The organism is uncultured Thalassolituus sp. (assembly GCF_950066645.1).
Taxonomy (GTDB): Bacteria; Pseudomonadota; Gammaproteobacteria; order Pseudomonadales; family Oceanobacteraceae; genus Thalassolituus.
The window spans coordinates 241,451-266,854 of sequence record NZ_CATMFB010000003.1; the positions used below are offsets into that span (position 1 = coordinate 241,451).

18 protein-coding genes are annotated in these 25,404 nt (G+C 54.2%); 12 read left to right on the top strand and 6 right to left on the bottom strand.

Annotation, left to right across the window (positions count from 1 at the left end; all coding sequences use genetic code 11):
• Positions 1–45: 45 nt before the first annotated feature.
• Together Q1L85_RS04500 and pip are read right to left on the bottom strand one after the other, a co-directional pair.
• A complete protein-coding gene (locus Q1L85_RS04500; RefSeq protein ID WP_300425697.1) occupies positions 46–471 on the bottom strand; it encodes a hotdog fold thioesterase in 426 nt (141 codons plus the stop codon).
• A gap of 21 nt (positions 472–492) precedes the next feature.
• Positions 493–1,455, bottom strand: coding sequence for a prolyl aminopeptidase (pip, locus tag Q1L85_RS04505; protein WP_300425698.1), 963 nt, complete (start codon positions 1,453–1,455; stop codon positions 493–495).
• A 238-nt stretch (positions 1,456–1,693) separates the two neighbouring features.
• Between pip and Q1L85_RS04510 the strand changes: the two genes are divergently transcribed.
• From Q1L85_RS04510 to Q1L85_RS04530, 5 genes are all read left to right on the top strand, one after another.
• Complete coding sequence (locus Q1L85_RS04510; RefSeq protein ID WP_300425700.1) at positions 1,694–4,912, top strand: Ig-like domain-containing protein; 3,219 nt, start codon at positions 1,694–1,696, stop codon at positions 4,910–4,912.
• A 117-nt stretch (positions 4,913–5,029) separates the two neighbouring features.
• On the top strand, positions 5,030–5,512 hold the full coding sequence (locus Q1L85_RS04515) for a hypothetical protein (RefSeq protein WP_300425702.1): 483 nt from the start codon (positions 5,030–5,032) through the stop codon (positions 5,510–5,512).
• Between the two features lie 3 nt (positions 5,513–5,515).
• Positions 5,516–6,181 (top strand): PspA/IM30 family protein, encoded by a 666-nt coding sequence (locus Q1L85_RS04520; RefSeq protein ID WP_300425704.1) that lies wholly within the window; start codon positions 5,516–5,518, stop codon positions 6,179–6,181.
• Positions 6,181–6,825: a YqiJ family protein gene (locus Q1L85_RS04525; protein WP_300425705.1), complete on the top strand. Its 645-nt coding sequence runs from the start codon at positions 6,181–6,183 to the stop codon at positions 6,823–6,825. Before Q1L85_RS04520 ends, Q1L85_RS04525 begins: the two co-directional genes overlap by 1 nt.
• Positions 6,826–6,871: 46 nt before the next feature.
• Positions 6,872–8,548, top strand: a complete 1,677-nt coding sequence (locus tag Q1L85_RS04530; RefSeq protein ID WP_300425707.1) for a flotillin family protein — start codon at positions 6,872–6,874, stop codon at positions 8,546–8,548.
• Between the two features lie 39 nt (positions 8,549–8,587).
• On the opposite strand, the gene Q1L85_RS04535 is transcribed toward Q1L85_RS04530, so the two are convergent.
• The 4 genes from Q1L85_RS04535 to Q1L85_RS04550 all read right to left on the bottom strand — a co-directional run bounded on the left by Q1L85_RS04535 (position 8,588) and on the right by Q1L85_RS04550 (position 10,935).
• Positions 8,588–9,451, bottom strand: coding sequence for a hypothetical protein (locus Q1L85_RS04535; protein ID WP_300425709.1), 864 nt, complete (start codon positions 9,449–9,451; stop codon positions 8,588–8,590).
• Between the two features lie 10 nt (positions 9,452–9,461).
• Positions 9,462–9,752: a PA4642 family protein gene (locus tag Q1L85_RS04540; RefSeq protein ID WP_300425710.1), complete on the bottom strand. Its 291-nt coding sequence runs from the start codon at positions 9,750–9,752 to the stop codon at positions 9,462–9,464.
• Positions 9,753–9,818: 66 nt separating this feature from the next.
• Positions 9,819–10,535 (bottom strand): tRNA (guanosine(46)-N7)-methyltransferase TrmB, encoded by a 717-nt coding sequence (gene trmB, locus Q1L85_RS04545; protein WP_300425712.1) that lies wholly within the window; start codon positions 10,533–10,535, stop codon positions 9,819–9,821.
• Between the two features lie 13 nt (positions 10,536–10,548).
• The gene (locus tag Q1L85_RS04550; protein ID WP_300425714.1) at positions 10,549–10,935 is read right to left on the bottom strand and encodes a DUF423 domain-containing protein; all 387 of its coding nucleotides are present in this window, start codon (positions 10,933–10,935) and stop codon (positions 10,549–10,551) included.
• A 215-nt stretch (positions 10,936–11,150) separates the two neighbouring features.
• Here Q1L85_RS04550 and Q1L85_RS04555 point away from each other — a divergent pair, with 215 nt between their 5' ends.
• The 7 genes from Q1L85_RS04555 to Q1L85_RS04585 all read left to right on the top strand — a co-directional run.
• Positions 11,151–14,354, top strand: coding sequence for a beta-propeller fold lactonase family protein (locus Q1L85_RS04555; RefSeq protein WP_300425715.1), 3,204 nt, complete (start codon positions 11,151–11,153; stop codon positions 14,352–14,354).
• Positions 14,355–14,472: 118 nt separating this feature from the next.
• Positions 14,473–15,948 (top strand): 4-hydroxy-3-polyprenylbenzoate decarboxylase, encoded by a 1,476-nt coding sequence (ubiD, locus tag Q1L85_RS04560; protein WP_300425717.1) that lies wholly within the window; start codon positions 14,473–14,475, stop codon positions 15,946–15,948.
• Positions 15,945–17,006 carry a 2Fe-2S iron-sulfur cluster-binding protein gene (locus tag Q1L85_RS04565; protein ID WP_300425718.1) on the top strand — a complete coding sequence of 354 codons (1,062 nt, stop codon included), beginning with the start codon at positions 15,945–15,947 and terminating at the stop codon, positions 17,004–17,006. The genes ubiD and Q1L85_RS04565 overlap by 4 nt, the downstream gene beginning before the upstream one ends.
• A 127-nt stretch (positions 17,007–17,133) precedes the next feature.
• A complete protein-coding gene (locus Q1L85_RS04570; RefSeq protein ID WP_300425719.1) occupies positions 17,134–17,967 on the top strand; it encodes a mechanosensitive ion channel family protein in 834 nt (277 codons plus the stop codon).
• A 234-nt stretch (positions 17,968–18,201) separates the two neighbouring features.
• Positions 18,202–19,062, top strand: coding sequence for a hypothetical protein (locus Q1L85_RS04575; RefSeq protein ID WP_300425720.1), 861 nt, complete (start codon positions 18,202–18,204; stop codon positions 19,060–19,062).
• 213 nt (positions 19,063–19,275) lie between these two features.
• Entirely contained in the window at positions 19,276–25,038 is a 5,763-nt protein-coding gene (locus Q1L85_RS04580) for a MopE-related protein (protein ID WP_300432419.1), read from the top strand.
• A gap of 181 nt (positions 25,039–25,219) precedes the next feature.
• The coding region (locus Q1L85_RS04585; RefSeq protein WP_300432421.1) for a hypothetical protein at positions 25,220–25,404 on the top strand (185 nt) is incomplete at its 3' end.

The following is a 25,404-nucleotide window of genomic DNA, read 5'->3' on the forward strand; positions in this document are numbered from 1 at the left end:
TATCAGAGGGCAGATAATACCCCCTGACTTTTTCTCTCTGACTTTTTATTGTGCCGGAATCACGGCCATCGTCAGGCGGGAAATACAGCTGAGTTTTTCCTGCTCGTCAAAGATCCGGATTTCCCAGACCTGGGAGGTCCGGCCACGATGTACGATGCTGGCGATACCGGTCAGAGTGCCCGAACGCACACCGCGCAGGTGATTGGCATTGATCTCCTGCCCCACCGCGTATTCTTTCGAGTTATCGAGGCACATATTGGCGGCCATGCTGCCCAGTGTTTCAGCAAATAATACGTTTGCCCCGCCATGTACCAGTCCGATCGGCTGAAAGGTACGGGAATCCGCAGGCATAGTGCCTTTGACCCAATCATCACCCACGTCGGTAATCTCAATACCGAGATTCGAACAGGCGGTGTTTTCCATCGCTTTATTGGCGGCGGGGATGTCAGGTGGTGAAAACCAGATACTCATAAAGGCTCCTGCTTAAATGCTTCAGTCAGGTTTGCCGGCAAACCGGTCGGTTGCACGGATTAACTGGTCGAGAATACCCGGCTCAGAAACCGCATGACCAGCCCGCTCAATGATATGCAGTGTTGCATCAGGCCATACTTTCGATAGCTCCCAGGCGTATTTCAGCGGACAGGGCATATCGTAGCGGCCATGAACAATCGCACCGGGAATACCCGCGAGTTTGTGCGCATCACGCAATAACTGGCCTTCTTCGAGCCAGCCGGCATTCATAAAGAAATGGTTTTCGATGCGTGCGAACGCCAGGGCAAAGTGGTCGCCACCAAAATCATCCACCAGGGCAGCATCATGCTCCAGTGTAATGGTCGAGGCCTCCCACTGACTCCAGGCTTTGGCACAGGCGAGCTTCTCAGCCTCATCGGGTCCGGTCAGGCGCTTGTGGTACGCCGCCATCAGGTTGTCACGCTCACCCTCAGGGATCGGCGCAGTAAACAGCTCCCAGCGATCAGGAAACATCTCTGAGACGCCATATTGGTAGTACCAGTTCAGCTCCGCTTTGGTCAGTGTATAGACGCCACGGACAATCAGTTCACTGACCCGTTCAGGGTGCGTTTCACTGTATGCCAATGCCAGCGTCGATCCCCACGAACCGCCAAATACCTGCCATTTGTCGACACCACACATCTCCCGCAGGCGTTCAATGTCTGCCACCAGATCCCACGTCGTGTTGTTCTCAAGGCACGCATGCGGCAGCGAGCGCCCACAGCCACGCTGGTCGAACAGCAGAACGTCGTATCGCTCAGGGTCGAACAGGCGACGATGATCAGGCGTACAACCGCCACCCGGACCACCATGGAGAAATACCGCAGGTTTCGCACCCGGCGTGCCGACACGCTCCCAGTAAACGGAATGTCCTTCGGCGGTGTCCAGCATGCCCGTTGCGTAGGGTTCGGTCGCCGGGTAAAGCGTTCGGAGCGGTTGAGTCATACATGTAGATCCTGATGCGAAATTATTATCGGTTAATTATGGACATAACTGGCGCTTTTATCCTGTCACTGGCCATACAACACCAGTCTATGTAACTGCACACGCCAACCTCTGTAAATGTGCTTTATACCGCATTTAAATGCGGCTTACTCTGAGCCCTTTATGTCTGAGCTGTGCAGCGGGAAATCGTTCAGCGACGGACGAAAACAATAAAAATAACACGTAGACAGGTGCGACCATGAAACCATCCCCACGCTGGAAGCAGGGACTGCTGGCGTCAGTCATCAGTGCAGGTCTGGCAACCGCCACACCCGCACAGGCTGATGTTACCGGCCCCGGAACAACCAACGGTGATCTGTGGCAGGCCACGGCTGAGTTTTTTCTCAGTTTTTCCTTTGCCGCCAATGCGATCAACGAACAGAACAACATACGCCCGTTTCTTATCCCTCAGGCAAAATCACACGCGCTGACCACCTTCCGTGACCGGCCGATTGAGTTCGACTTCCGCGCTAAGCATCTCGATGCTGACGGGAATCCGAACAACAATCTGAGCTGGTCCGTCGTCAGCCTGCCGATGCACGGCACGCTGGAAGGTACACCACCGAATATGACCTACACGCCGGATGCGGGCTACACCGGATTTGACCGCGTGGTGTTTAACGTGGATGACGGTAGCGACGGCAGCACCGAAGGCACGATTGATATTAAAGTTCAGGGGTCATTCACAGCCTTTGAAAGCGGGCAGGTACGTCCATTGGCGCTGAACTCAGACCAGACCCGCCTCTACGCCCTGAATACACCCGATGGCCGTCTTGAGATATTTGATGTCAGCGGCGCGTTGCCGGAGTTACTGCATTCAGTACCTGTCGGTCTTGAACCGGTAGCCATCGCACTGCGCAACGACAGCGAAGCCTGGGTGGTCAATACACTGTCAGACAACATCAGTGTGGTTGATCTGGCTGCTTCCGTACCTCGTGTAGTACGCACGCTTCAGGTCGGTGACGAACCTCAGGACATCGTTTTTGCCGGTGCCAATAAATCACGCGCCTTTATTACTACGGCGCATCGCGGTCAGCACTCACCGTCAGATCTGGAGGCAACCACGCCGGGAGCCGACCGTGCTGACGTCTGGGTGTTCGATGCGACATCCGACAGTCATACTCCCGAAAAAGTTGTCAGTATGTTTGGTATGGCGCCCCGCGCTCTGGCCGTCAGTCCAGGAGGCAGTAAGGTCTATGCAGCGATTTATAAATCCGGCAACCAGACCACCATCGCCGCCCACAACTACCGACTCTGGGGGGCGACCAGCACCATTAATGGTAAGCCTGGTCCAACCACGGATGCCGGTGGTGTCGAAGCGCCGAATTCTGGTGTCATCGTAAAATACGATGGCGACGACTGGCGTGATCAGTACGGTACCAACTGGAACCGTCAGATCTATTTTGATCTGCCCGACTACGATGTATTCGAAATTGATGCGATGGCATCGTCGCCGCAAGTCATCAAGCGTCATTCCGGGGTTGGTAATGCCCTGTTCAATATGACCGTCAATCCAGCCAACGGCAAAGTGTACGTCTCTAACATGGACGCCCGTAACGAGCTGAAATTTGAAGGCCACGGCATCCGCAGTGATATTCAGACCCTGCGTGGACGCTTTATTAAAAACCAGATTACCGTGATCGACGGTGACAACGTAATGCCACGCGATCTGAATACCCACCTGGATGATTCGCGCCCGGACGGCTCTGCTGACGACAACGCACGCTCACTGGCAATGCCACTTCAGATGGTACTGAACAGTACAGGCGAAACCTTATATGTGGCGGCCTACAGTTCATCCAAAGTAGGGATTTTTAATGCCCGCGACCTGGAGAACGGAAACTTCACCACCTCTGAAAATGACCATATTGAAGTCTCTGGCGGTGGCCCTGCGGGGATCGCAATGGATGAAAGTCGCAACCGCATGTATGTGCTGACACGCTTTAATAACTCTGTTGCTGTGGTCGATCTCGCGGCCCGCGAAGAAATTGCCAGTGTTGCTATGTACAACCCTGAGCCGGACTTTATTACAGAAGGGCGCCCCTTCCTGTACGACGCCCGCTTCAGCTCCGGACGTGGAGACTCATCCTGTGGTTCCTGTCACCTGTTCGGTGATATGGATGGTATTGCCTGGGAACTCGGCAATCCGGATATGAACTGGACAGAAAACCCACGCGACTATGCGGATGCTTTCGTAAAACTGAACGCATTGCGTGTACATCACCCACTGAAAGGTCCGATGCTGACGCAATCATTCAGAGGCATGGAATTCCAGGGGCCACTGCACTGGCGTGGCGACCGTACCGGCGCTTACCGGGAAAATGGTGAGTCACTGGAAAAAGTCGCCTTTAAAGAATTCCGCGGTGCCTTCACCGAACTGCTGGGTCGTCATGAACAACCTGACGAAGATGCGATGAACAAATTTGCAGATTTCGCTCTGCAGCTGCGTTATCCACCGAACCCGAACCGGAATCTCGATGACACCCTGACAGCCAAAGCAGCCGCCGGAGCCGATGTGTATTTCAATGAAAAAACCACCGGTTTCAAATCGAAAAATGACATTGCCAAGCAGACCTGTAATCACTGTCACGAAGTTGAAATGGATATCGAACGTTTTGGTACCAATACCCTGATGAGCTTCGAAGGCACTGAAAACCCGCAGGATTTCAAAATTCCGCACCTGCGTAATGTCTACACCCGTATCGGCATGTTTGGTCAGACCTTCCGGGAGAAAACCTCTACCAGTAAATTCATGGGCGATCAGGTGACTGGCTACGGGCTGTCACACGATGGCGCGGTGGATACGATGGAAACCTTCCTGACTGTCTCTGTCTTCCACGTAGAGCCAGAAGATGTTGATAGCGTGTTCGAATTCGTGACTCAGGTACCGACCGGACTGGCGCCTGTCGTGGGTCAGCAGGTCACGCTCTCGCCGGACGAGCAGGGGCAACAGTCACTCCTGACTCTGATGGTACAGCAGGCACTGGCACACACGCTTCCGGGCGGCCCGAACAAGCCGCAGTGCGATCTGATTGCACAAGGCGTTATCGACGATGAAGCCCGCGGCTGGATCATGCTGGAAACTGGTCGCTTCCATGGAGACGATGGCGATACAACGACCCTGACCGATCTCCACGACCTGAGCCTGGAAGCCGGCAATAGCCTGACCTTCACCTGTGCACCTCCGGGCAGCGGTATGCGTATCGCCCTCGACCGCGATGAAGATGGCGAACTGAACGCCAGCGATGCACTGACTGACGGCCGGGCCTACACCAGCATTGCACCCATGGACCCGAATGCTCCACCAGAGCGTGATGAAATGGTGCCTGCAGAGGGTAATGGTTATGACCGTGAAGCCGCTATGAAACGCAAAGGCCGCTTCCCTGACTTTAACTATTACTGGCCCTTCGGCTCGTAATCTCTGACAGGCGTCAGACAAAAAACCGCCCATCCGGGCGGTTTTTTTTATGCTTCATGTTTGACCTGTTCAATTACTGTGTATACATTTGTATGCAAGCAGGCAGGAAGCACAGATATGATCAGTAAGAGTCAGTCCATCAGCGTACGCCTCTCCGAGGAGGATTACGCCTATCTGATGGAGATACGTCAGAACGGCGCCGTGACCCAGAGTGAAAAGGTCCGGGAGCTGATCGCTATGGCCAGGGAATCCGTGGGCACCGAATCGTTTGCACGGGCGTTTATCAGTGCATCAGACACACTCGCGCCATTGCGGGCACGTCTGCACGAACATCACGACGGTCGCAGTGCTGTCATCGACGCCAGCCTCGATTTTCTGACCGACAGCGCTGCGCTGCTGCAATCCCATCAACAGGATAATCAGACCCAATCTCTGGAAGCAGGTCTCATTTCTGCTTCTTCCGACTTTATCCGTCGCCTTCTGCCACTGCTGTTGCAGGGCTCGGGTGGCACCATGATGACACCGCTGTCCGACATCTCAGACCGAGACGCTCTGCTGTGTGATCTTCAGCGGCTGACAGCCGTGCTAACCAAGGAGTAAATCATGACTGAAGGACTACTGACCCGGATTGGACGACTTATCTCAGCGTCCGCCAATACACTCGTAGACAGCCTGGAAAATGCCGCGCCAGAAATGGTGATGGAAGAAGCCGTCCGCGAAATTGATCAGGCCATTACCGATGTCCGTGCGCAACTGGGTAAAACCGAAGCAGCACGCTATATGAGCACGAAAACGCTGAACACAGAGAACACCCGTCATGCAGAGCTGCAGGCGCAGATTGAAATCGCGGTAAAAGAAAAGCGCGATGATCTGGCAGAAGCCGCTATATCACGGCAGATGGATATCGAAGCCATGATCCCGGTGATTGAGAAAAGCATTGCCGACAGCGACGCTGAAATCACCGAACTCAACAGCTACATCCAGGCCTTGCAGGCGAAAAAGCGCGAAATGGAAGAGTCACTGACAACCTTCCGTAAAGCCGCGGCACACCACTCTCAGGGTGGCGATGGCGCAGCGGCTGCTACCAGTCGCGATGTTGCAGGTGACGTCGACAAGGCCACTGCAGCATTCAACCGCGTTATGAACAAAGCAGGCGCCCCCGGCATTACCCACTCCGACGATGGCAAGCTTGCAGAGCTGGAGCAACTTGCCCGTAGCAACCGGATTCAGGAACGCCTTGCGCGTATGAAAACAGAAGCGGATAACTGATGGACTTCTTCTTCGCTGCCGAGAACATCCCCTTTGCCGTTGCGCTGCTGGTGATGTTGTTTATCGCCATACTGGAAGGTGTATTGGTACTGATCGGCGCCGGGTTTTCTGAAGTTCTGGAAAACCTGGTGCCAGACATCGAACTGGATACCGATATTTCCACACCCAACAGCGTCAGCCGTGTGCTGGCCTGGCTCAGGGTGGGTCAGGTTCCGGTTCTGATCCTGCTGATCATCTTTCTGACCTCATTCGGTGTCACCGGCTTTACGTTGCAGCACATTCTGAATGACAGCATCAACTGGATGCTGCCAGCGATACTTGCCAGCATTCCCGCACTCGCGGTTTCTTTGCCGGCGACCCGGATGCTGGGCGGAGTTCTGGGTAAGCTGGTGATTAAGGACGAAACTCAGGCGATTAATAAAAAGGATTTTATTGGTCAGGTGGTGACCATCACGCTCGGCACCTCGTCACGCGGCAGCGCCGCAGAAGCCCGCTTTCGTGACCGCTTTGGCACAACCCATTACGTCATGGTAGAGCCTGATACAGACGCCGAATTTTCGCAGGGTGAACAATTGCTGCTGGTACGTCAGCAAGGCAGTACATTTTTTGGTATTCCAGCCGGAAACCAGAATTTAACCGACTGAAATCTGCTTAAGAATTCAGGGAAATTACGCCAAGGGAGATTTTCTAATGGCATTTACCATTTTTATTTCAGTGGCCATCCTGATAGCACTGCTCGTTATCGGACTGGTTTTTTCTTCACTTTATACCCGCTCATCGAAAGAGCGTTCTTTTGTCCGTACCGGTATGGGCGGTCAGAAAATTATTATGAACGGCGGCGCAATCGTGCTGCCTGTTCTGCATGAAATCATCCCGGTCAATATGAATACTCTGCGCCTGGCGGTATCCCGCAAAGAACAACAAGCGCTGATTACCAAAGACCGGATGCGTGTCGACGTACTTGCAGAATTCTATCTGCGCGTAAAACCAGATGCGGATGCTATTGCCAACGCTGCACAGACACTCGGTACCCGGACACTCGATCCTAACGAACTGAAAGAAATGATCGAAGGTAAGTTCGTTGATGCGCTGCGATCGGTGGCTGCCGAAATGGAAATGGCTGAGCTGCATGAACAGCGCAGTCAGTTTGTACAGAAAGTGCAACAGGTGGTCAGTGAAGACCTGCTGAAAAACGGTCTCGAACTTGAATCCGTGTCTTTGACTGGCCTGGACCAGACGCCCCGGGAGTTTTTCTCGCCGGATAACGTGTTTGACGCCGAAGGTCTGGCACGCATGACCCGCTCAATCGAAGCCCGCCGTAAAGAGGTGAACGAAGTCGAGCAGGAAACACGCGTCATGATCGAGCAGAAAAACCTCGAAGCAGAGCGCCAGCGTCTGGAAATTTCCCGTGAAACCCGTTACGCCCAGATGGAGCAGGAGCGGGAAATTGCTACCCGCGAAGCTGAGCAGCAGTCCAGCATTGCCAAAGAACGCGCCACTCAGGATCGTGCGGCAAAGCAGGCTGAAATTGTAGCAGGCCGTGAGGTCGACGAATCACGGATCGCGGCAGAACAGGCCACCCGCCTGCTTGAAATTGAAAAAGACCGTCGCCTGCGTGAGCAGGAAATTGAGCGTGAACGCGTGCTTGAAGAACGCGAAATTGCCAAGCATAAACTGCTCGAAATTGCCGAACAGGAACGTGCCATTGCCGTTGCTGAAAAATCGAAAGAGCAGTCAATGGCGGACAAGCTGGCGAACGAAGCCCGTGCTGAAGCCGCAACAGCTGAAGAAAAGGTCATCACCGCCAAGCAGGTTGAAGCTGCCGAGCGTGATAAGGCCATCGAACTGATTGAAGCAACGAAAGAAGCAGAACGTCAGGCGACCAGCGTCCGGATTGCTGCGGAAGCGGAGAAACTCGCGGCCGAAGACAAAGCCGAAGCATTACGGATGCAGGCCAATGCAGAAGCCGATGCCATTCGCATTAAGGTTGATGCAGACCGTGAAAAATATGCCGTGGATGCTGAAGGTCAGCGTCTGATGAATGAAGCACTCAATAGCCTCAGTGAAGCCCAGATTGCACTGAAACGTGTACTGAGCCTGCACGAGCACCTGCCAGCGATTGTTCGCGAAAGCGTTAAACCACTGGAAAACATTGAAGGTATGAAAATCGTTTCTATTGATGGTCTGGCAAAAATGGGCGACATCAACGGTAATGGCATCATGCACAGCGATGCTCAGTCCAGCAGTCAGAGCCTGCCCGAGTCTCTGGTTAACAGTGCCCTGAAGCACAGAGCAATGGCGCCACTGGTGGACTCACTGCTTAAAGAAGCCGGAGTAAAAGATCTGACAGCCGATCTGTCTGAGTAATTTTCCGGGATAAAAAAACCGCCCATCCGGGCGGTTTTTTTATGGTAACGGTATGGTGACTGTGCCCTGTCCGACCGAAGTCCGTGTGGTGACAGAATCAGCACTGGTACTGAAATCAAACGTAAAGCCCGATGTATCAATATCGTAGAGTCCTAACTGGTACTCTCCTGCACCGGCATTACGCTCATACTTCAGCTCATTTAAAGCGTCGTTTATCTGTACATCGAAGTCCGAGATCAGCGGCCGCTGAGTCATCGTAAAATGCGTACCATCATCACCGCCGAAACTGAATCTGTGCTCGGTACCACCCTGAAGATTATCCAGTTGAGCGCAATAAATGTCGCCCGAGAAGTTATTGTCATCCCCGGACCAGTCGGCCGTATAGTTACCAATTGGCGCCGTCGAATCACTGACCTTCAGGAACTCGCCTTCTGCAGTAGTTTCAAAGCGCACATCGTAAATATTACTGATGCCTTCCAGGGTAACTTCAGGTGGATAGAGGCGGTTGTCTGCGGAAATATTGAACTGCCCGCGACCCGACGTCAGGTACCCCTCATTCAGAGTCGCCGTGACGAATTTTCCACTGTTACAGTTAGAAATTTCATAACCATCCACCGTGCTGCGGATAATCATAATATCCAGACGGGCAAAGAATTCCGGCGAACCTGACAGCGCACTTTCGCCGGGATCTTCGTAATCCGAACGATAACGCCAGCTGCCAACCCAGGTACCACTGATAGAATTTCTGTCCGTATCCGCTTCCGCATTTTCGTATGCCGACAGATCGAAATACTCAACATCATCTGATACCAGCGAAACCGGATCAGAATCTTCCGTGCGACTGCAACCCTGGAGAGCAATCACGACCGGAAGAATGCCACCAAGCAGAATACGGGCAGACATAGGAAGTCCCTCAGGCGCCGGCAGAACGCAGGATGTCAGCGTAAGCCTGCCCCTGAGTATGACTGGCGACTGTATCGAGAATGGTTTTGCCTTCGGCATTTTTCGCCTGAAGGTTATGGCCTTCTTCTTTAAACAGAGAAACATAGTCTGCGAAGGTCTCAGGTACCATGTGACGGTAGGCACGGATGGCAGCGATATAATCGTTATCTGAGCCGTCATAGCTTTCTGCGGTCAGGAATTCACGCAGCTGTGCTTCAGACCATTCGCCACCAAATACTTTTTCTTTGTCTTTCTTTTGCATTTTCAGTTTCCTCTATGCATTCAGTCGCAGACACCCGGAACCCATTGAGTGGGCATCTGCCTGTACTTATACCTTGCGGAACATTAAGTCCCAGACACCATGGCCACGTAACTTGCCACGGTTTTCGAATTTCGTGAGCGGACGATGCTCCGGGCGCGGCATATATTCATTTTTGCCGGCGACGTTTTCATATCCGTCCTGCACTTCCATCACTTCCATCATATGCTCCGCGTAGTTTTCCCAGTCGGTCGCCATATGGAAAACGCCACCGGGTTTCAGGATCCGGCGCAGCGTCTGTGCGAACTCTCCCTGAACAATCCGGCGCTTATGATGCTTTTTCTTGTGCCACGGGTCCGGGAAGAACAGCTGCACTGTGTCGATACTGTTGTCCGGAATCAGTTTCAGGACCTCAATGGCATCTTCTTTGTAAGTCCGCAGGTTTGTGACACCGGCGTCTTCTGCAAGGTTCAGCAGAGAACCGACACCCGGCAGATGAACCTCAACACCAATAAAATCTTTTTCCGGGGCTGCTTCAGCCATTTTCACCAGTGACTGTCCCATGCCATAACCGATTTCCAGCACTACGTGACTGTCCCGGCCAAACACAGTAACAGGATTAATCGGGCCCTGTTGCAGTTCCAGTCCCATCACCGGCCACTGGCGCTCTAGCGCACCTTCCTGACCTTTGGTCAGACGACCCGCACGGATAACAAAGCTTTTGATGCCACGGCGATATTCCGGTTTGTCGTTTGCCGGGGCGTTATTTTCTTCGTGTTCTGACACTTAACGTTCCTATTCAGGATTCAGATTCAGGCAGACGGAAGGCTGCCAGCAACAGAAATGACCAACCTACCAGCCAGCTCACCCCACCAAACGGCGTAATTATGCCCAGAGCTTTCTCACCCGTCAGAGCCATCGCGTACAGGCTGCCACTGAAAAGCAACAGTCCGATGGTCATCATCCAGGCACTGCGCCTGATCCAGCTCGCCGGGCGGACAAACAGCCAGGCTGACAGCGCCAGCAGAACCACCGCATGCACAAGGTGGTACAACACAGCAGTCTGATACGCAGCCATCAGTTCAGGCGCAATAACACCCTTCAGACCATGGGCTCCGAAAGCCCCAAAAGCCACACCGGAGAACCCGGCAATAGCGGCGATTCGTAAACAGCGTCGGGCCTGCATGTCAGTTCCTGTCACAAAAGCGGCGATTATAAAGTACTCAGCGCGTGACGTCACAACACTGAGCCCGATTAAGTCTCATGCCAGGACACTACCCTACGCGCCAGAATGCCTCTGTGATGTGTTCTTAGCTGCCAAGTGAAATTGTGACTATGGTCACATTCCTCTGGCCTCTTTACCCTCAGTCAAAAATAACAACAATTTCGACAGGTGCGACCATGATCTATCAATCCCAGTGGCGGAGGGCCTTGCTGTCTCTCGCCTGCGGAGCCGGCATTCTAGCGTCCGGTCTTTCACAAGCCTCGGTATCCGGTTCAGGAACGGCAAACGGCGATGCCTGGCAGGGCAGTCTGGAGCAGGTACTGAAACTTCAGTTTGTCTCCGACTTTATTGGCGGCAAGGCCCACATCGACCCCTTCCAGGTACCGCAGGCAAAATCTTACGGGGTGACCACATTCCGCAATCAGGCAATCCCGATCGATTTCCGGGCGAAGCATGTGACGCCGGAGGGTGAGCCCGATAACAACCTGAGCTGGACCATCAGCAAAGCGCCGTTGCACGGCCGCATCGAGGGTACTCCACCGAACGTGCGCTATATCCCTGACACAGACTACACCGGCTATGACCGCGTCGTATTCAGCGTCAGTGATAACCTCGATGGCAGCACCGAGGGCACGATTGATATCAAAGTGCAGGGCTCTTACACCCACTTCGAAAGTGGACAGGTACGGCCGCTGGTACTGAACTCTGACAAGACCCGCCTGTACGCCCTGAACACCCCTGACGGTCGTCTGGAGATATTTGACGTTAGCGGAGACACACCTTCGCTGCTGCACAGCGTCGCGGTCGGGCTGGAACCCGTCGCCGTGGCACTGCGTAACGACAACGAAGCCTGGGTCGTCAACCACCTGTCCGATAACGTCAGCGTGGTAAAGCTCGATGCCCCCATTCCGTATGTGAAGAAAACACTGCACGTCGGCGATGAGCCCCAGGACATCGTTTTTGCCGGGCACAACAAGGCCCGCGCGTTTGTTACCTCGGCCCATCGCGGCCAGCACTCACCTTCAGAGCTGGACGCCATGACACCTGGGACTGACCGTGCCGATGTCTGGGTCTTCGACGCCGCCAGTGCCGATGTTGAAAAGGTCATTACGCTGTTCGGCATGGCCCCCCGGGGGTTGGCAGTTACGCCAGACGGCAGAACCGTTTACGCGGCTATCTATAAATCGGGCAACCAGACCACAACCGCCGCCCACAACTACCGCACCTGGGGCGCCACCAGCACCCTCAACGGCAAACCTGGCCCGAATACCGATGTCGACGGTATTGTCGCGCCGAACACTGGCGTGATCGTGAAGTATGACGGTAAACACTGGCGCGATGTTTATGGCACACGGTGGGACCATCAGATCTACTTTGATCTGCCCGACTACGACGTATTCACAATTGATGCGATGGCAGCCGATCCTGAAGCGACAGGCCAGTACAGTGGCGTTGGTAATGCCCTGTTTAACCTTGCTGTAAACCCAGCCAATGGCGCTGTGTACGTCAGCAATATGGATGCCCGCAACGAGCTGCAGTACGAAGGCCACGGCCACCACAGTGACAAACAGACACTGCGCGGGCGCTTTATCCGCAACCAGATTACGGTGATTAAGGACGGAAAAGTACTTCCCCGGGATCTGAACAGCCACCTGAGCGACAGCAACCCGGATGGCTCGCCGTCGGAAAATGCCCGCTCGTTAGCCATGCCACTTGAAATGGCGATCGACAGCACTGGCGAGACCCTGTACGTCACGGCATACAGCTCATCCAAGGTGGGTGTTTTTGATACGCGCGAGCTGGAAGACGGTAACTTTACCCCCTCTGAAGCGAACCACATCGAAGTCTCTGGCGGCGGCCCGGCGGGGATCGCGCTGGACGAAGCCCGTGACCGCATGTACGTGCTGACGCGTTTCAACAACGCGGTGGCCGTCATAGATATCAGCGAGCGCCGCGAAACCCAGAGCATCGCTATGTATAACCCGGAGCCTGCATTTATCACCGAAGGCCGTCCCTTCCTCTATGATGCCCGCTTCAGCTCCGGCCGTGGTGACTCTTCGTGCGGCTCGTGTCACCTGTTTGGTGACATGGATGGTATCGCCTGGGAGCTGGGCAATCCGGACGGTTCAACCACCCGCAACCCACGGGGCTATGTGAATTTCTTTATGGAAATGAACGCACTGCCGGTGCACCACCCGCTCAAAGGGCCGATGATCACCCAGTCACTGCGTGGCATGGACTTTCAGGGGCCGCAGCACTGGCGTGGCGACCGCACGGGTGCCTACCGGACGGGCGGAGAATCACTGGAGCATGCAGCCTTTAAGGAATTCCGTGGTGCCTTTACTGAGCTGCTTGGACGCGCCGAAGAACCCACCGAAGACGAACTGAACAAGTTTGCCGACTTCGTGCTGCAGATGCGCTATCCCCCGAACCCGAACCGCAATCTTAATGACACTCTGACAGACGATGCAGCGTTTGGGGCCGACATCTACTTCAACCAGAAAACCACCGGGTTCGAAGCCGAGAATACCGGCAATGTTGCTATGATCACCTGCAACGACTGCCACCAGGTCGATCCGGAAATAGAACGTTTCGGCACCTCTACCCTGATGAGTTTCGAAGGCACAGAAACCACACAGGATATGAAAGTGGCGCACCTGCGGAACGTGTATACGCGGGTCGGGATGTTTGGTCTCAAGTTGCGCGAAAATACCTCAACCGCCCGAGATATGGGCGATCAGGTCACGGGCTATGGTCTTTCACACGACGGTGCCATTGATACGCTCGAAAACTTCCTGTCGCTGAACGTGTTCCACGTCGATACGCCGGATATTCCTGAAGTGATGGAGTATGTAACGCAGATTCCGACCGGTCTCGCTCCGGTGGTGGGTCAGCAGGCGACATTCAATCTGGCGTCACAGAGTGATGCCGATCTGGTCGCGCTGATGATGCAACAGGCACTCGCACACACCACGGATGCCAGCCTGCGCAAGCAGAAATGCGACCTGATCGTCCGTGGCGTCAGTGGTGGCGAGGCACAGGCCTGGCGCTTTACGAACGCGGGTGTATTCGAAGATGCAGCAGGCAACACCAGCAGCTTTAACCGCCTGCGCTGGAGCACCTTCCTGCCCGGCAACAGCCTGACCTTTACTTGTGCGCCCCCCGGCAGTGGTCAGCGTCTCGCCTTTGACCGCGACGAAGACGGCATCCCTGACGGCATAGACCAGGTGATCGCCGGGCGTAAACCCACCAGCGTGCAGTCTCCTGACCCTGAAGCGGCTGACTTCCACGCGGAACCTGCTAAGGGTAACTTCTGGCGGGAAGAGTCGCAGAAAGAAGCCGGCATCTACCCTGATTTCGACCATTTCTGGGCGTTCTGATACAGCCTCCGGCACCCTTTACGGGTGCCGGCCTGCCTTAGCCCCGCCATATCCCTTGATCAACCCCGAAACGAAGCTGTTAGAATGCTCGCCCAAAGACAGAGAGCGAGACAGTTCAGTGAAATACGCAGACCTGCGCGACTTTATCAGGAAGCTGGAAAAACGCGGTGAGCTGGTCCGGGTAAAAGAGCCCGTTGACCCCCACCTCGAAATGACCGAGCTGGCCGACCGCGTGCTGCGGGCAAAGGGCCCGGCACTTCTGTTCGAGAACCCGAAAGGCTATGACATGCCTGTGCTCGCGAATCTGTTTGGGACACCTGAGCGTGTCGCACTGGGAATGGGCGAAGAATCCACCGAAGCTCTCCGTGAAGTCGGCAAACTGCTCGCTTTTCTGAAAGAGCCCGAACCACCGAAAGGCCTCAAAGACGCCTGGTCGAAACTGCCGATATTCAGAAAAGTGCTGGCCATGGGCCCGAAAGAAGTTAAAAAAGCGGCGTGCCAGGAAGTCGTGATCGACGGCGATGACGTTGATCTGTCGAAAATCCCGGTACAGCATTGCTGGCCCGGCGACGCAGGCCCGCTCATCACCTGGCCGTTAGTGATCACCAAAGGCCCACATAAAGAACGCCACAATCTGGGGATTTACCGCCAACAGGTGATTGGTAAAAACCGCGTCATCATGCGCTGGCTGAGCCATCGCGGAGGCGCGCTGGATTTCCGCGAATGGCAGCAGGAACATCCGGGCAAGCCATTCCCGGTAACCGTTGCTCTGGGGGCAGATCCAGCGACCATTCTGGGGGCAGTCACGCCTGTGCCCGACACTCTGAGTGAATACGCCTTTGCCGGCCTGTTGCGCGATTCCCGCACTGAGCTGGTGAAGAGCATCGGCAACGATCTTATGGTTCCTGCCTCTGCCGAAATCGTACTTGAAGGTGTCATCCAACCAAAGGATATGGCGCCTGAAGGCCCGTTTGGCGATCACACCGGCTATTACAACGAGGTCGACAGCTTTCCGGTGTTCACCGTTGAGCGCATCACCCATCGTAAAAATCCGATCTATCACAGCACTTACACCGGACGTCCACCCGATGAGCCGGCCATTCTGGGCGTGGCGCTGAATGAAGTGTTCGTACCGATTCTGCAGAAGCAGTTTCCCGAAATCGTCGATTTCTATCTGCCACCTGAAGGCTGTTCATACCGCATGGCTGTGGTCAGTATGAAGAAACAGTATCCGGGGCATGCCAAGCGCGTGATGATGGGTGTCTGGTCATTCCTGCGCCAGTTCATGTACACCAAGTTCGTGATTGTCGTCGATGACGATGTCGATACCCGTAACTGGGAAGACGTAATCTGGGCGATTACTACGCGAATGGACCCGGCACGCGACACCACCCTGATCGAGAATACGCCGATCGATTACCTCGACTTCGCATCGCCGGTCTCGGGTCTCGGCTCGAAAATGGGCTTAGACGCCACCAACAAAATGCCTGGCGAAACTGACCGCGAGTGGGGCGTTCCAATCGTGATGGACGACGACGTAAAGCAGAGCGTCGACAAACTGGTGCAGAAGATCGGCAAGGACATTGGTCTTTGAGTGGATCTGGGGTCGCCATTCATCGGATCAGATTTCAGCCGAACGGCGTCACCATCCGCTGCCGCTCAGATCAGACCATCGCCGAGGCCGCACTGGAACAGCGGGTTATCGTTCCCGTCTCCTGCGAGAATGGCGTCTGCCAGATCTGCCAGGGGGAACGATTGTCAGGTGAGCTGCACTTTCGTAACGAGCTGGGCACGACAATACTTGATCATGACAATCAGGTATTATGTTGCATAGCGTATCCCAGATCCGATGTTGAGATTTATATGACCGATGTATTCGCCCCCGACCACAAGCCCTCCGCCACACTTGCCTGCCAGGTGAAGTCGGTTGAGGTTCTGGCGGACGACGTTTACCGGGTCATCCTGCTGGCACCAGCAGGTAAAGCACCGGACTACTGGGCTGGACAATACCTGATGCTGCACCATGGCGAAGGCCAGGCAGCAGAGCAGATTCCCTACTCCATCGCCTGTGCCCCCGGTTCCCTGACCGGGCGTGACAGCCGTGAAATAGAGCTCCATATCGCCGCCAACAGCGACAAAGCCCGTGACGTTATCCACGCCTTGCAACAAGCAGTCATCGCCCGGGTCACCCTGCCTGCGGGCGACTGTTTTATTAACAAAGCATTTCTCGACAAGCACAAAGGACAACCACTGCTCATGGTGGCCGCGGGTTCCGGCTTTTCGCAGATCAAAACTCTTATAGAAGCTACCCTGGCCATTGAACCTGAGCGTGAGATCCACCTCTACTGGTCCAATCGCGCTGCGGTTGGTTTCTACCTGCCGGATGTTCCCCAGGAATGGGCGCAGAAACATGCCAGCTTCCATTACCACCCCATCATTCAGGAACATGCTGACGACTGGAACGGTCGCGCTGGCTGGATCTATCAGGTCATACATGAAGACTTTGATGATCTCTCCGACGCCTGCATGTTCGCCTGTGGCTCGCCCAATATGGTCTTCGGAACACTTGATCAGCTGGAACCTTTGGGCCTGACAGAGTCAAACATGCACTCCGACGTGTTTGCCTACGCAACCCGCCCGAAAAAAAGCTGAACGATTCATCTTTCCGACACTGACGCCACAGAGACTTGTATTCGGCCCTGAGTCGGTTGACTATCAGACCAGCGGCAGGGGGCCAGACCACCCGGAACCGGACACACATCAACACTAAGGACCCTACATGGACATCAACTGGGATAAACTCAATCTTGATCCTCAACTCTTGTGGGCGGATTACATCCTGCCCTGGGGCACCCAGATCGTACTTGCGATTCTGGTCTTTATCATTGGTCGGCTGATTGCCTCGGCGGTGACCAAAGGTGCCCGCAAAGTAATGGATAAAGCCAAGTTCGACCCTATGCTGGTCAACTTCCTTGCCAATATCCTGGGCAGCGTTCTCCTGCTGCTGGTTATCGTATTCTCGCTGTCACAACTGGGGGTGGACACAACCTCGCTGGTTGCCTTGCTTGGTGCTGCTGGTCTGGCTGTGGGCCTGGCACTCAAGGATTCGCTCTCGCATTTCGCGGCCGGTGTCATGCTGATACTGTTCCGTCCCTTTAAAGTTGGCGACTTTGTGCAGGTGGATGGTGAAATGGGCTCCGTCGAGCAGATCACGATTCTTCACACCCGCCTGAAAACCGGTGATAACAAAGTCGTGACCGTACCTAACGGCAATGTGTTCTCCAGCACAATGACAAACTTCTCCGAGCAGCCAACCCGCCGTGTCGACATGGTTTTCGGAATTGGGTATGGCTCAGATCTGTTAAAAGCGAAGTCCATTCTCGAAGAAATGACGGCCAACCACGAGCTGATTCTGAAAGATCCGGCTCCTAAGATTGCCGTGCATGAGCTTGCGGATTCTTCCGTCAACTTCATCTGCCGCCCGTGGGTAAATTCTGCCGATTACTGGACGGTATACTGGGACATGATGGAAAAAGTAAAACTGCGCTTCGATGAAGAAGGCATCGAAATTCCATTCCCACAGGTATCTGTGCATATGGAAAAAGACGACTGATCAAATGTCAGTGATAAAAAAACCGGTCAATTGACCGGTTTTTTTATTTCTGATTCCCACGAAATAATGTCCGCAATTAACCGGATTTTTCTTACTCATCAGCTTCGTGGCCAGCTTAAACCCAGCCTGAAATACGTCTTCAGAATGTGGCCCGACTCGTCGTAATTACGGGCTTGGCGCGCGTAGAAACCTTAGTTACTTTTCCATCGTCAATACAATAACAAGGAAGACACCATGCTGAATAAACGTGCGCGTTACCCACTCGCTGGCCTTATTTTTTCAACCTCTCTGGCAGGCTGCGTCTATGACGCGCCGAGCCGGGATGACGTTGAATACCTGACCGATGACTCGCTGCCATCACACACCATTTATCAACCCGCTGATCTGGACGGCATTGAAACGCCTCTGCCCGTCGTCGCCTGGGGGGTAGGTGGCTGCACTTTGCCTGGGGTATCCGTCGGCGTATTTCTCGCCGAAATTACTGCTGCAGGCTATCTGGTGGTGTCCAATAATTCACCGTGGTCAACGTTTCCGACCAGCAGCGACATGCTGATTGAGACCCTCGACTGGGCAGAAATTCAGAACGCTGATCCGGACTCCCCTTATTTCCGCAAACTGGATACTGAGAACGTTGCCCTGATGGGGCACTCGTGTGGTGGGCTGGAAGCCCTGCATGCAGGCGCTGGCGATCCGCGTGTTGATACCGTCATCGCCTTGGGGTCAGGCATCTTTGACAGTGGCGGCCTCGGTGGTGCCACCAAAGATGACCTGCTGACACTGCCCAACACCCTGTGGATGAACGGTGGCCCCGAAGACATCGCCTACCCTCAGGCCGAAAGTGATTACGCTGAAGTACCGGACTATGTCTCTGTCGTCTGGGCCAACTACGACCTGAGCGAACGTGGCTCAGGGTTGTTTGGTGCTCACAATGGCACACTCAACGACGAAGCCGGTGGTGAATACGCCCGGGCATCGATCCTCTGGCTCGACTGGCATCTGAAAGGCATCAACGCGAATCAGAGCCAGTTTATGCAGGATACCTGTGGACTCTGCGCGACAGACAGCAAGTGGTCGGTGCAGTCAAAAAACTGGTGATGACTCTGAGAAGGCCCGCTTTGCGGGCTTTCCCCTCCTGACTGGAAATACCCGCCCTCTTATAGAACCAGACAACCTACGCCAGCCATTTGTAATCTAAGACTTTGGGAGTGACGAAAGGAGACAATTATTCAATCGCACTGCCTTAGCCCTACTTTGCTTTCCTCTGAGGTCATATTATCCACCAACCTTCCACTCTCAGAGGACACGGATATGTCGGATTCAGGTCTCAGTAAGAAACTCTTATTAGCAATCGCCGTCGCAGCGCTCAGTGGATGCAGTGGCGGAGGGGGCAGCGGCAGTGATCCTGATCCCGAACCAACCCCGACTCCCGATCCTGTTGACCAGACGCCAGAGGCACCTGCTTTCTCGGGTAAAGCGGCAGATGGTTATCTCGCCAGCGCCCTTGTCTGCCTTGATCTGAATGCCAATCTGAAGTGTGATGCCGGTGAACCAACTACTCTCACCGATGGGGCTGGTAACTACACCCTTGAAGCCACAGATGAGCAGAAAGCCGCCTATTCTGTTGTCGTTAAGGCCATTGCCGGTCAGACCATTGATCTCGACAACCCCGACCACACCATCGAGAACGCCTTTACGCTGACGGCGCCTCCCGGCCAGGAGTTTGTCTCTCCTCTGAGCACGCTGATCGTTAAGGCGCTTAAGGATAATCCTTCGTTTACGCCTGAGCAGGCCGCAGAGAAAGTCCGCGCAGATTTCGGCCTTCCAGACGGAATCGACATCACCGCAGACTATATCGCCGGCAATGACGTCTCGACTCACGAACTGGCACAACGCATCAACGCAGCGATTGCAGGCGCGCTTAAAAATGCGACCGACGACGCAGGGGGTGATGCAGTTGAAGACAACCTGAACGCTTTACTTGATTACATCCTCGACGACGTCAACAAACATGCCGCAGAAATCGCCGCCGCGGATACCCCGGACGATGTCCCAGTGTTCGACCCCATCGACGATGACACCAGCCTGGAAGATATCACAACAGACAGTGACAGCGACGGCGTGAACGACGCCTCAGACGCCTTCCCACAAGACCCTGAAGAAACCCGCGACAATGACAGCGACGGCGTCGGCGACAACGAAGATACCGATGACGACAACGACGGATACAGCGACGAAGACGAGCTGTTCGCCGGCACCGACCCTGAAGACGAAGAAGACGTACCACCAGATAACGATGGTGACCTGATTTCAGACGCTACCGACCCTGATGACGACAACGACAGCGTGCCCGATGACGAAGATGCATTTCCGTTTGATGATGCAGAATCTGTCGATACTGACGGCGACCTCACCGGCAACAACGAAGATACGGACGATGACAATGACACCTTCAGTGATGAAGAAGAGTCTGCCGCCGGCTCTGATCCGCTGGACGCCACCAGTACTCCTGAAGTCGATGATGGTATCGACAATGACGGCGATGCACTGATCGACGAAGGCTTTGACGCAGACGGTGACGGATTCACGCCGGTATTCGGCAACGACTGCAACGACGATGACAGTGCAATCAACCCCGACGCCGCTGAGTTGTTCGACGGCATCGACAACAACTGCAATTTGATGATCGACGAAGGCTACACCGATACGGACGGCGACGGTGAGCACGACGGTGTCGACAGCGACGATGACAACGACAACTATTCAGACGAAGAAGAATCAGCCGCCGGTTCTGATCCTCTTAATCAGGCCAGCACCCCAGAAATCGACGACGGTATCGATAACGATCTGGACGAAGAAACCGACGAAGGCTTTGATGGCGATGGCGACGGCTTTACCCCAATTGCAGGGCAGGATTGCGATGACAACGACGCGGATGTCTACCCGGGTGCTCTGGAAATTCTCGATGGTAAAGACAATAACTGTGAACTTGGCGTCGATGAAGGCTATACAGATACCGACGGTGACCTGATTGATGACTCGGTTGATACAGACGATGATAACGACGGTTATTCCGATACGGATGAAATCGCAGCGGGCAGTGACCCTCTGGATGAGAACAGCCTTCCGGCCGACCTCGATGGCGACTTTATCCCGGATGTTCTGGATGACGACATCGACGGAGACGGTTACAGCAATGACGACGAAAGCGTCGCAGGAACCGATCCTGCTGATCCGGACAGTTTCCCGGCTCCCGTCGCTGAGCTGGACTTGTTAGCGGCCGTCGAGGAGGGTATTTCTTATTATTCTCCAGCCAGTTCAGGTGATGACACAGACACCCCCAACACATTCAGCCGCTATTACTGGAAATCAGACCAGCCTGAGCAGTCCATCTTCGTAGAAGATACCTGGACGCATAGCCTTGTCTGGGAGCGCGGCGCAGACGTCGTATCATACAACGCTCTGATCGATGATGGTCAGGGCTGGCGGTCCATCAACTACAGTGCATGTGACATCGCATCCGTTCCAGATATGCCTCATGCCGTCGCCGAGGAATGCAGTGATCAGACGACCATTTATGTCGGCACTCAAGTCGATCTCAATGGTATGTCGGTCAATGTCGCACTGAATAATATCCTGCAGGACCATGGCCTGACTGAGCTGATACCAGTCACAGATGCAGAAACCTTCTTCGAAGAGGGTGACAAGGGCTATACCTACGTCACCGTTGCCGAGACCCCCACACTTTATCTTTCCTGTTGGGGAGACTCCGGGACCTGTGACCCCGTCTATCAAGGCGACATCAACACCACCTTGCTTGAAGACCTGTTGGGTACCTCCTACTTCTGCTCTGAATCATCGGTGATCACAGGCACCAATGGCGATACCAGCGGTGATCTTATTGGCGACTCAGGCGCAACGACAGGCAGCTGGGCAATTCATGAGTTCGCTGGCACCCGTTATATGAGCTTTAACTGCACCAGCGACGTCGATGATTATTCTGTGTATGTGGAATACAACAGCCGTGTAGCATCGGGCCAGTTTTACGATCAGGGCGATGCATATGCGGCGTTTGATGAAGACGACTTCAGCTTTAACCCGTCAGCCGCTGAGAAAATCGAAGCGATTATCGAAGCCTGGTTCCCTGTAGAGAACGAACCGGGCACGGGGCCTGAGCTGACACCAGCCGATCTGCCCGAGGTGCTGAATGCCGGAGTCTCAGAATACCAACTGGACAACTACGGCACCGATGAAGGCTACGCCATTAATGCCCGCCGCTATGGCATCACCTTTAACGGCAGCGATCAGATATCCATCACCAACGCTGAGCTACAGGACGATGACAGCTGGGAGCTTGAAGATGATCCGGAAAAAGAAACCCGGCTGATCAATGACGTCTGGACTCTTGCTAATGTGGATACCTGTTCTGCCACCGTGAGCCCAGACGACGAGAATGCTCTCCTCAGTGATTGTGTCGGTGCCGCGGCGATCATGACTGCAGACGTCGCAGATCTCAGTGGCACTTCATTGGCTACGCTCGCTCTTGCCATCGCGGCATTCGAGGTTGATGAAGGCAGCGACGACTACAATGCCTTTGCAGATATGCTGGCAGATCTGCCCGATGCGACCTTTCCTGAGGGCAGCCTCGCATATCAGCTGAGCTTCACGCTGAACGAAGACGCCTACGAAGTCGATTGTGCGGATGACGGAAACAGCATTGACTGGGGCAGCTGCAGAAACCGTGGCGTTGGCAGCATCGACGATGTCATATCTTCAACCCGCTATCAGTGTGAAACAGAGTATCTGATTTCTGACGATGGTAACGTCTACCGTGCGGGCGAGAACCTTGGTGCATGGCACCGCGAGACGGTTGGGGGCTACGACAGCCTGTTTTTCCCTGCGGGTGCCTGCGAATTCGCTCCTGAAAACATGATGATTGGCTACATGTCGGCGAACGGCACGCTGGTTGATATAGGTAAACGCCCGGCAGGAACAACCTACACCGACGCAGCACCTATGTTGTTCAACAGCACAGCGTCAGAGACCGTATCTTCGCTGCTGGAGGCCATGCTTCCGATCTATATGGCATCGGCCTGCCCATTGTGCGGAATCGACAGCGACGAGGACGGCTACAGTGACCAGGCAGAGATCGACGCTGGCACCGACCCCTACGATGACGAAAGCTATCCGGGCAGCGGCCATTCTGGTGGCACGCCTGTCAGCCAGGAAAATCGTGGCAATCTGCAGGTTCTCGCTGACGCCACCGGCATGGAAATTACCCCATTCAATGCCGCCTCCTTGTTCAGTGACGGTTTCTATACCTACTGGAAATCCAGCCCCGACGGTGAAGAAGGCATTACGTTCACCCACGAATTTGTCCAGGACATAAACTATCTGTCGGAAAAATGGACGGGCACCAGCTGGCAGGCAGAGGATGACGGTCTGATCAGTAATGAAGCCGTCATGCTCACGTCCGACGGCTGGCGTTATACCGACGGCAATTCAAGTTGTGACTACGGCCCGGGGGCCGATGACGACACCGTATTCGAGCTGAATTGCCCGGACGGCAGCCGTCAGTTTGAGGTTGAAGGCTTCCCGCTTGTCACGCCAACCACCATCGCCGGCTTCTTTATTCAACTGCTTGAGAACGGCAACTATGGTGATGAATATGGGTCACTCACGGAAGAAGAACTCGACCAGATCCGTGATGAACTGGCAGGCAGAACAGACACTTTCTTCGCCGGGCTGGCGTTTAAAATCAATGTGTCAGGCGACACCACCTACGAAGCCGAATGTTCTGACAGCGACGAAAACGGTTTACCAACCGCCTGTAATAACACGCCGTTTTCTACCCTCTCTGACATGACCGGAACGTCGTTCTACTCAGATTCCTGCGGCCTGACGATCACCCTGCAGGAAACTGGCGACGTCGAGAACAGCATTGGCGTGATCATTGGTTCCTGGACCCAGACCGAGCCTGTTACGGGCTACCCACTGGTGGAGGTACGGTCAGACAATATCTGCGACGATAAACATTTTGGTTTCGCAGAAATCAACGGCGCCGTTGTTCCTGTGCACATTGACGAACCCGGCACGCCTGAAATGATATTTTTCGATGCTGATGCCGCACGGGATATCGACCAGTTAATCATGGATCATTTTCCAATCGTACCAGGTGAAATAAATGAACCTGTAATCGACCTGCCTGAAGCCGTTGGGCTTCCGGCCGCCGTCGCTTTCGCTGATGGCATAACCGCCCTGTACATTGAGAGCAACGAAGATCAGGACGGCTACGAATTCGAGCGCACGCTTCTTCAGGTGGTTGATTCACACATGAACGCATCCGATGAATACTGGAACGGCAACGCCTGGACAGGCTATACGGGCTACGACGCTAAACTTGTAGATGGAAGCTGGGAGCCTGTTAACTACGCGCCGGACTGCGATATCTCAGATACAGGATTCGAAATGACACTTCTCTGCCCTCATGTGCAGGAAGAAGTCAGCGTCGAAGAAATTCATCCTGACGGCGTCAGTATCAACGATTATCTGAGAGTCATTGCCTGGCAGAAGATTCAGGACGAAGACACTTCGTACGCCGAATTTGAGGCCCAGCTTGCCAACCTGGATGACGCTTATTTCAGTGCAGCCAGCACTCTCTATATTATTGAAGCCATAAGCCTTAATACGGAATATACCCTTGACGACTGTGAAGCAACGGCCTCAGGAATCGACTGCTCTTACGCATACAGTTACGGCGAAGGCACATTGACCGACTATCTGGATGTGCCTATTGATGTCTGTGGTCAGGCGTATACCTTCAGCGAAGATGGGGTATATAAGAATGGTACTCTGTTGATGAGTAACTACGCTGTGAACGATGGTGATATCGACATCTGGAAACTCCCACAAGGCGAGTGCACCGATGAAGATCAGCAGATCGGTTTAACCTCTTACGAGGGCGAAATCCTGAAAGTCGATATCCGTCCCGCAAACACTGAATTCCGCAGCGGACCCAACTTCCTCAACAGTGCAGCCATGAGCGAAGTACAGGCTCTGCTGGAACAGTTATAAGTAAGCACTCCCTGAAGCAGGCACTGTGTGTGCCTGCTGCCTTTCCACCTGGGTGAGGCTCATTTAATTACCTGATTTATATAAAGATTAACCCTGACAATTTTATCAGTTGTTTGATTTTTCTAAGACAAGAAGCGCCATTATCAATATACTCCCTGCAGACATTTACAGGGACAAGGTTATGCAGGACGTTTCTATTAAACCCATTTTCTCACTGATTACTGCTTCTTTTCTCGCTCTGAGCGGGTGTAGCGACAGCAGCTCTTCTGATCAGACCCCAGAACCAGTCACTCAATCACAGAATCTCAATGGTGAAGCCGTTAAGGGCATCCTTGCCAGCGCCCCGGTGACGGCCTTCAGTCTCGA